General features: G+C 42.4%; 8 protein-coding genes. 2 read left to right on the top strand and 6 right to left on the bottom strand.

Annotated elements, in window-relative coordinates:
• Positions 1 to 259: galactose-1-epimerase (locus GX419_11000; GenBank protein NLI25220.1), on the top strand; the 259-nt coding region annotated here is incomplete at its 5' end.
• Positions 260 to 419: 160 nt separating this feature from the next.
• On the opposite strand, the gene GX419_10995 is transcribed toward GX419_11000, so the two are convergent.
• The 4 genes from GX419_10995 to GX419_10980 all read right to left on the bottom strand — a co-directional run bounded on the left by GX419_10995 (position 420) and on the right by GX419_10980 (position 5,444).
• Positions 420 to 1,691 carry an IS256 family transposase gene (locus GX419_10995; protein NLI25219.1) on the bottom strand — a complete coding sequence of 424 codons (1,272 nt, stop codon included), beginning with the start codon at positions 1,689 to 1,691 and terminating at the stop codon, positions 420 to 422.
• Between the two features lie 517 nt (positions 1,692 to 2,208).
• Positions 2,209 to 3,174, bottom strand: coding sequence for an ROK family protein (locus tag GX419_10990; GenBank protein NLI25218.1), 966 nt, complete (start codon positions 3,172 to 3,174; stop codon positions 2,209 to 2,211).
• Positions 3,175 to 3,186: 12 nt separating this feature from the next.
• Positions 3,187 to 4,302, bottom strand: coding sequence for an ROK family protein (locus GX419_10985; protein ID NLI25217.1), 1,116 nt, complete (start codon positions 4,300 to 4,302; stop codon positions 3,187 to 3,189).
• Positions 4,302 to 5,444, bottom strand: a complete 1,143-nt coding sequence (locus GX419_10980; GenBank protein NLI25216.1) for a sugar MFS transporter — start codon at positions 5,442 to 5,444, stop codon at positions 4,302 to 4,304. Before GX419_10980 ends, GX419_10985 begins: the two co-directional genes overlap by 1 nt.
• A gap of 112 nt (positions 5,445 to 5,556) precedes the next feature.
• On the opposite strand from GX419_10980, the gene GX419_10975 reads away from it, so the two are divergent.
• Positions 5,557 to 6,417: a universal stress protein gene (locus GX419_10975; protein NLI25215.1), complete on the top strand. Its 861-nt coding sequence runs from the start codon at positions 5,557 to 5,559 to the stop codon at positions 6,415 to 6,417.
• Positions 6,418 to 6,419: 2 nt separating this feature from the next.
• Here GX419_10975 and GX419_10970 read toward each other — a convergent pair whose 3' ends face one another.
• Entirely contained in the window at positions 6,420 to 7,226 is an 807-nt protein-coding gene (locus GX419_10970) for an SDR family NAD(P)-dependent oxidoreductase (protein ID NLI25214.1), read from the bottom strand.
• Positions 7,219 to 8,208 carry an SDR family oxidoreductase gene (locus GX419_10965; protein ID NLI25213.1) on the bottom strand — a complete coding sequence of 330 codons (990 nt, stop codon included), beginning with the start codon at positions 8,206 to 8,208 and terminating at the stop codon, positions 7,219 to 7,221. The genes GX419_10970 and GX419_10965 overlap by 8 nt, the downstream gene beginning before the upstream one ends.
• Positions 8,209 to 8,273: the final 65 nt, after the last annotated feature.

Here is an 8,273-nt window from a genome sequence, read left to right as displayed (position 1 = left end):
TTTTGGCCCACACAAGGGCAGAGTACTTGAAATGTTTTCTGATTTGCCTGGATTCATTCTATATACAGGGAATTTTCTAAATTCAGACAAACCTGGAAAGAGCGGCGATTTTTATAAACCTTATGATGGTATATGTTTAGAGGCACAATATTATCCTGATACACCTAATCATGAAAAATTCCCTTCATGTCTAATTGCTCCGGAAGTTCCTTATCGTCACTCTGTTATATATCGTTTTTTAACTGTTCCAAAGGGATAGCCATTTCGTGCAATTTTTAATGCAATTTTTTAAAAATGTCCAGAAAATAGGGTGTTAAACCGCCATATGACATGTTGTCAAGAAAAGCTGTTTTAAGACTCTCGGATTCTTCTGTCCTAAGGCCTTCTTCAGTTGTGCAACTTTTTTTCTGTAAAATCATTTAAGCCACGATTAAATTTTTGACATTAAGAGAAGTATCCGAAGGAAGAGGAGCATGCTCCTCTTCCTTCGGAGCGTTTTCTTTTTCCCATATCCAGAGAGGTTCCATTTCCATATACCTCCTCCCGCTTATCCAGTCCTCATCCCACTCTTTGGCTATTGCTCCATACAACCTGATACAGCTCTGGGGATTGGGAAAGATCCTTACAACACGTCCCCGGCGCTTAAACTCCTGATTGACACGTTCCATAATGTTACTGGTACGAAGTTTTTTCCTGTGTTCTCTTGGACAAGTTTTATATACTGTTAACGTCTCCCAGCCTTCTTCTGATATAAAATTACTAAACTCCTCAAATGCTCCTGACCATCTCTCCGCCATTCCTTCAAGCCTGCCTTTCGCCTGCTCCCAGGTATTACTCGACCATACCTCTGTTAGCTCATCATGTACCCTGTCCCGATAACGCTTCGGTACTTTATCCATAGCATTCACTAGAAAATGCCTCTGACATCTCTGCCATGGCGTGCCCGGAAAATGCTTCTTTATCGCATGCTTTATCCCAGGATGATCATCACTGATAAACAATCTTACACCTTTTAGTCCTCTCGCTTTTAAATCCCCTATAAATTCTTCCCAGCTTGTATTATTCTCACCCCAACTTACATCCAAAGAAAGAATACGACGATATCCCTGAGAGTCTATCCCAATGGCAGTGAAAATTGCAACGTCAATTATTTGCGCCCCAACACGGCATTTATCATAACGAGCATCTGTTATGACATATACATACTCTTCTTTTAATGGCCTATCCCTCCATGCATTAAGCTCTGCATCTAACTCCTCTGCATACCGGCTTATGGTCATCGATGAAAATTCCTTCCCTAATAACTCCTCTGTGATCTTTTTCATCTTCCTGGTCGATACCCCATTAACGTAAGCTTCAGCTAACGCTATCACCAACGCCTTCTCACTTCGCTGGTAACGTTCTAATATGCTCGGATAAAACTCCCCGTCTCGAGTCTGTGGTATCTGTAATGTTATACTGCCAACCCGCGTATTTAATCTCCGGGGTTTATATCCATTACGGTAAGTCTTACGACTCCCTGTACGCTCGTAACTCTCAGCTCCTATGTGGGCGTCCCGCTCTAACTCCATTATCTTTTGCAATCCTATCTCTATTATCTTGCCCAATATTCCCGGATTTTTTGTCTCTCCTATTAAATCTTGTAGCTCCTGTGAAAAATCTTTTGTAATTTTATTCACTTTTCTTGCCATGGCTGATTGTTTTAATGTTTAACACTATTATAAGTATTTTTTTCAGCCGTGGCTTTTCTAATTTTACAGAAACAAAGTTACATTACGCCTTCTTCTGGTTTTTGCGGGACTATGAGGAGCTGTGAAATATCTTGGACTGATCAAGAAATCTCACAAAACTTTCTTGAGGATGTAAACCAGGGACATACGTAAATCAGGAAATATACCTACGATTTAAATTAAACGATCATTTTTTAAGCAAACACTTTGATTTGAAATTCTTCTAACAAGTTTAAACTAAGGACCTGGAGTCCTATTGTAATAAAAGGATTTTCATTTACCCGAGTATAATAACAGTTTCTGGTGAAGCGGAAATTTCTGGACATATCTATCTATATTTTAAACAACCATGAAAGGCAAGAGGAATATTACCCAAGATGTTCTTGTATTTTTCTTATTTTTATGAGGCCTTAAATATCTGTTTGCCAGTGTTTCAGGAGAGGAATGAATTGTCCATTAGCTGCGGTAATTAAAGCAACTAAAGTAACTTTTCCAGTTCCTTCCAAATAAGTGCGCTGGCACCCATCACGGCTGCATTTTTATCGGCCAAACCGGAAGGCAGAATTTTGACTTTGTTTTTATAGATAGCAAGCAGTTTCTCTTCGAAAAATTTTCGGGTAGGGATAAAAATAAGATCTCCCGCATTAGCAAGGCCTCCGAGCAGGAAAATAGCTTCGGGGCTTGTATGGGCAACAGCATCGGCCAGCTTGGAGGCAAGAATTTCTCCGGTATATTCAAAAGCCTCTGTAGCCACAGGATCTCCTGCGTTTGCCGCTTCAGAAATCATTTCCGGAGTAAGCTCATCCCAGCTGTATCGGCGAAGATCGCTTTTATACAGGGTGTCAGAAAGGAGTTTGAAAACAGTACGTTTAATTCCCGGAGCTGATACATAGGTTTCGAGACAACCACGGCGCCCGCATCCGCACATTCGTCCGTTCAGCTTAACAATGGTATGACCTAATTCGCCTGCGAAGCCATCATGTCCGTAAACAAGTTCGCCATTGACAACGATTCCACTTCCGAGGCCGGTGCCCAGAGTTATAACGATAAAGTCTTTCATCCCTTTGGCGGCGCCAAAGATCATTTCACCAATGGCAGCGGCATTGGCATCATTGGTGAGTACCACGGGCAGATGGAAGAGGTTTTTAAAAATTTCAACCAGAGGAACAATGCCTTTCCAGCGGAGATTTGGGGCAAATTCGATGGTTCCCTTATAGTAATTTCCATTCGGAGCACCAATACCAACTCCTTTGAGGATCAGCTGTTGGGGCACTTTATTAAAAAGAGCCATAACTGCTTTATGCAAATCTCTGGCGTATAGGTTTACATCATCAGTAAAATCGGTAGGAATGGAGCTCTCTCCATACACAATTCCTTCGCGATCGACTATTCCAAATTTGGTAAAAGTTCCTCCGATGTCAATGCCTACTACTGCTTCATTCATGGTAACATCAGTTTAAAAGTCCTGATTTGTTTTATTCATGTGGAACAGGGCAAAAGCATAAGCTCCGAGTGAAACAGCCCGGCTGGTACCTAATATCGAAAGGCCCACACCTATTCTTTTCATTGGATCATACTTCAGTTTTTGCTGTGTTCCAGGCAAATAAATTTCTGTTTCTTTTCCGGTTGCAAATATGGTAAATTCTTTTTCATCTTCAAGATTAAAAACCTGCATTTCAAGACGGTTGACCGGCTGGCCGTTGAAGGAAGTAAACAGAGTATTCATTTCGTTTACAAGGGCAGGCAAAAAGAATTCGCTGGCACCTGCCAGTCCGCCACCGATGACAATCAGTCCGTCAATAAGAGTGATAGCATTGGCGAGGGCATCGCCCACAACCTGTCCGAATTTTTCAAAAGCTTTAATTGCTGCTTTCTGGTTTCCTTCCTTTTCTCCCCTGGCGATGAGAAAGACATCTTTTGGTTCGGGAGCTTCATCAAAAGGAATACCAGCAACAAGGGAATATTCTCTACGAATGCCACGAATGCTTGCACCTTCTTCGACAAAGGTATGTCCGTTTTTATGGCGCATGAGCCATATTTCAGCTCCCGCAGCGTTATCTCCAAGGAAAAGTTCACCGTTGTATACGATACCACCTCCAAATCCTGTTCCCAGGGTAACTCCGAACAGATTGTGATACTGCTTAGAGCTGCCTGCTTCCCGAAGTTTTTTGTTGATCAGGGGCAGAAAGCCGGCAATAGCTTCGCCATAGGCAAATAAATCGCCGTCGTTATTGATGAAGACAGGAATATTAAAATGTTCCCGCAGCATGGGTCCGAGAGGGATTCCGCCCCTAAAAGAGGGCAGATTACCAAGATCACCAATAATTCCTGAGGGATAATCGGCAGGTCCCGGAAAAGCAAAACTGATGGCATCCGGTTTTGAGGAAAGTTTTTTGTAAACTATATCAAAGCCTTCAAAGATTGACCGGAGACAAAGGTTCAGATCATGCGCGTTGGATGGGAGTCGGACAGGTTCTACAATTTCTTCTCCACCTCTGATGGCCGAAAACACAAAATTGGTGCCTCCGGCATCCAGTGTCATAACAGTCCGGCGATCGCTGAAAATATCAATCATAGTTTACGGAGATTTAACGAAAGCCATCCGATGTAGAATATACAGAGAAGGGGCACGATAAAACCTATCATAGAACTGGTGCTGTCAGCTACAGCTCCCATAACAATTGGAATAAGGGCGCCACCAAGGATTGCCGTAACCATAAGTCCGCTCAGCTCATTGCTTCTGTTAGGCATCCGGTCGATGGCAATAGAAAAGATTAGAGGGAAAATGTTGGCAAAGCCAAGGCCGATAATAATTGCGCTAACGAAAGAAACAACGCTATTGTTGATCAGAAGACCCAGCAGCCCGATTACCGAAATAAAGGAAGTGATACGCAGGAACACTGCCGGAGATATAATCCGTAGGATGATTCCTCCCAGGAAGCGACCAGTCATAAGGGCAAGAAAAAACAAGCCGGTACCGGCAAGCCCTGATTTCTGGATGTCGATGCCAAAACGGTCTCGAAGATAAATAGGAACACCTGAACTTACCGATACTTCTGCTCCGACATAAAAGAATATTCCAAGTACCATCCATAGCACGAAGGGTTCTTTCAGAAGGGAAAGGCAGGAAGAAAAACTGGCTGCACCTGAGCCGGAATTTTTTTTCTCATCGAAATGGACCAACAGAAGAACCACGATAGTGAGAAGAATGGTAATGCTATAAACCGGAAAGACTTCCGTCCAGCTAAGATTGAAGTATTTCTTAAAGATAACAGGAAGAAATGCTGTTGAAAGAGAACCTATTGCTTTGATAAACTGGGCAAAGGAAAGGTTGCTTGAGAAGGAACCTTCCGGGCTTACATCGTGCATAGCCGGATTTCCGGCAACCTGAAGTATAGCTGCTCCTGCACCCAGCAATACTATTGTTACAAGAAAAAGCAGATAGCTTGATATGGTAAATACAGGAATGGTTAATCCTGCAAATGCCATTAAAAGTCCCAGCAGAAGGGTCGTTTTCTTTCCTTTCCGGTCCTGAAAAATACCCATTGGAACCGACAAAAGTCCGAACATAAGGAAGCCAACAAAGGGAATCAACTGCGCAACTGTATTGGAAAGATGAAAAGTTTCCTTTGCCAGTCCAACAAACGGGCCAACAGCATCTCCGAAGCCCATAATAAGAAAAACGAGAAAGATAGGTATTGCTTTTGCACGCATGGTATATCAATTTTAAGTATAAAAGCCAAAATAAAATAATATTCATGATATTTCAATGAGGGATGCAGAGTGAAAAAGTTTGTATCTTTAATGCAATTATTAAAAGAATCCTATGAAGAATTTGATTGTTCCCATTGATTTTTCGCAACATTCATTAAAGGGGCTGGAGATGGCCCTGTTGTTTTCGCGAAAGATGCATGTAAACATTCAGATGGTTTATGTGCAAATGAAAAGCAGTGAAATTTACGCCGGTCCCCAGTTGGAAGAAAAGAAACTGGCCGAGAAGAAGTTCGAACTGATAATTAAAGAATACAGCAAGTTTCTGGGGAATGAGTCGCGGTTACGCTATATTGTTAAAAAAGGGAAAGTTTATGAAGAGATTGTGAATCAGGCTCATTCATACAAAGAAAGTATGATTATTACTTCAACGCATGGTGCTTCGGGTTTTGAAGAGCTTTTCATAGGGAGCAATGCCCTGAAAATTATTTCGGCAACCGACAGGCCTGTTATAACCATACGCAGGGACCTGGCTTCCTCCGACATAAAAAAGATTGTTTTACCAATTGACAATATTCCGGAAACCCGACAAAAAGTAGTGCTCGCTTCCCGGATTGCCATGGCTTTTGGCAGTGAAGTGTACGTACTTACATTAAGTGCATCAAAGAGTCAGCATGTTTCGCAGAAGCTGGAAGCCTATACGAGGCAGGTGATTAAATTTCTGGAGTCAGCAAAAATCAAGTATCAACGCAGTACTGCTTTCGGGGACAATCCGGCTGACATGACACTGGAATATGCCACGAAGGTGAAGGCCGATTTGATTGCTATCATGACGGAAAAAGTGTCGGCCCTTACCAATTTGTTTTTCGGGAGTTATGCCCATCAGCTGATCAACCAGTCTAATATACCCGTATTAAACATCAAACCTCAGGAAATTCATCTTCCACGTGATTTCAGTACTTTTGGGGAGGCTTAACATCAGCGGCTTACCTTAACTTCTTTTTCAAATTCTTTCCTGAGTAATCTCATCTGAAAGGTTAATGGTGTTATTTTAGCCAGGAAAAGGAAGAATCTGTTGATCCATTTGGGAACAATGATGTTTTTTCCGCGAAACATTTTGTCGAGGGTATAATCTGCAAGTTCAAAACGATCAATTTTGCTGAGATCACCCCAGAACCCATGTGCCCTGATTCTTCCGTAAGTACCAGGATTTGTTTCCACGCCGTTGGGGCATACCACGCTAACCTGCACAGAAGAATTTCTCAACTCTTCGGCAAGGGCCAGGGAAAAACGAATGACAAATGCTTTGGAGGCAGAATAAACTGTTTTGTAAGGAATGGGATAGTATCCGGAAAGGCTGGCAATATTGAGAATAAATGACTTTTCAGATTCTTTCAGCATGGGAAGAAACAATCGGGTAAGAAGAACAAGAGCTCTGATATTTAAAAGGATGCGTTCATCCGAATAGTGCAGGGAAGATTCTTCAAAAATGGCAGTGCCAGCTCTTCCGGCATTATTGATCAGGATGTTCACTTTCAGATTATGTTCAATACAATATTGATAAACCTTTTCGGGAGCATCTTTTTCCGTAAGGTCGATTCCTAAGGTTTCAACGTGTACCTTCCATTGGTTGCGGATAAATTCCCCTGTTTCAATAAGATCCTTATCGGGCAATGCCACAAGAAAAAGATTCATTCCTTTCCGGGCGCAAATTTCAGCAAAGGCTCTTCCTATACCGGCGCTTCCTCCGGTAATCAGTGTACATATGGTTCGGTTATCAGGCATAAGTTGACGGATTTTTAAGCCAGTTGATAGTTAAATGCAAACCTTCTTCGAGCGAAATTGGCTGGTAGCCAAGTTCTCTGATGGCTTTGCTGCTTGAAACATTCCAGTTCTGAACATATTTTCTGATGAGGCCGGGGGTAATCGGAGGTCTGGTGCGGGTAATCACAGCCCAGGCCAGAAGCAGGGAGGATACACTCATCATAACGGGATATGGGATATGGATCATGGGATGTTTCCTTCCGGAAATTTTTCCGAGCATCTCAAAAAAATCATTAAAGGATATGTTTTCTCCTCCGAGAATGTATTTTTCGCCATGCTTTCCCTTTTCCAGAGCCAGTTGGATGCCCTGGACCACATCGGAAATAAAAACATAATTTCCGATTGCTTTGCCGTTGCCAGGTATAAATTTCCACTGGCCGCGCAGGTATTTCTGAATAAGTAATGTAACACTGTTGGCTTCGTTCATCAAACCAGGGCCGTAAAGTCTGGTGGGATTCACAATAACAACCGGTAGTCCTTTTCTGGCATATTCCAGAGCAAGATCTTCCGTTAAGGCTTTGATCTTATCGTATGGGGTGGCGTAAAATGAACCATTGACAGAAGTTTCATCGGTAATACCATTTCCTGAAGGCCCTAATACGCCAGCAGAGGAAACATATACAATTTTTTTTATGGTCTGTTGGCGTGCCACATCAAAAACTAGGCGGGTTCCATGGTAGTTGACAGCCATAATCTGTTGAACCGGAGCATAAATACCGGCAAAAGCTGCAGCATGGATAAGGGCATCACAATCCTGCATTCCTGTTTGCAGAGAAGCAGCGTCTTCAACAGATCCCTTTATCCAATGAACTGGAAGATGCAGAAGGTCCCTCCGTTTTTCTTCACTTCTGTACAATGCATTGATCTGGTAACCTTGAGTCGACAATTGATGAAGAAGCTCTCTTCCGATGAGTCCGGTTGCCCCTGTAACAAAAACTCTCATAAACGCTTTTCCCTGGTTATGGCATACAAAGCTATCCATTCATTTGATAAAGCAAGCACAATATG

It is taken from the genome of Bacteroidales bacterium (assembly GCA_012517825.1).
In the GTDB taxonomy this organism is placed as follows: domain Bacteria; phylum Bacteroidota; class Bacteroidia; order Bacteroidales; family JAAYUG01; genus JAAYUG01.
The sequence above is the reverse complement of the archived record's forward strand: the minus strand, read 5'-3'. Positions and strand labels throughout refer to the sequence as shown.